Here is a 640-nt window from a genome sequence, read left to right as displayed (position 1 = left end):
CAAGGGTATTAACCTTAAGAGCCTCCTCCTCGCTTAAAGTGCTTTACAACCAAAAGGCCTTCTTCACACACGCGGCATGGCTGGATCAGGGTTCCCCCCATTGTCCAATATTCCCCACTGCTGCCTCCCGTAGGAGTCTGGGCCGTGTCTCAGTCCCAGTGTGGCGGATCATCCTCTCAGACCCGCTACAGATCGTCGCCTTGGTAGGCCTTTACCCCACCAACTAGCTAATCCGACTTAGGCTCATCTATTAGCGCAAGGTCACAAGTGATCCCCTGCTTTCTCCCGTAGGACGTATGCGGTATTAGCATTCCTTTCGAAATGTTGTCCCCCACTAATAGGCAGATTCCTAAGCATTACTCACCCGTCCGCCGCTAAGTGATAGTGCAAGCACCATCACCCCGCTCGACTTGCATGTGTTAAGCCTGCCGCCAGCGTTCAATCTGAGCCATGATCAAACTCTTCAGTTAAAAATCATTTTGCACTTTACTAAAAGTGCTAAATCTGGCTCATCAATTTTCTGACTTAAATTTCGCTCAAATAAACTTCGAGTAATTTAAACCAATCAATCAATGATAATATATCGATGATCTGATCAGTAAAAATCCACACAAGTTGTTCTTATCAATTCTTTAATGAT

Annotated in this window: 1 rRNA gene; it reads right to left on the bottom strand. The window is 45.9% G+C overall.

Going from position 1 to position 640, the window contains the following annotated elements:
- Positions 1–470, bottom strand: a 16S ribosomal RNA gene (locus FXN70_RS11900); the annotation flags it as partial.
- Positions 471–640: the final 170 nt, after the last annotated feature.

The sequence above is a fragment of the Acinetobacter sp. MD2 genome (assembly GCF_035615575.1).
In the GTDB taxonomy this organism is placed as follows: domain Bacteria; phylum Pseudomonadota; class Gammaproteobacteria; order Pseudomonadales; family Moraxellaceae; genus Acinetobacter.
This window is presented reverse-complemented; position numbering and strand designations above follow the sequence as displayed.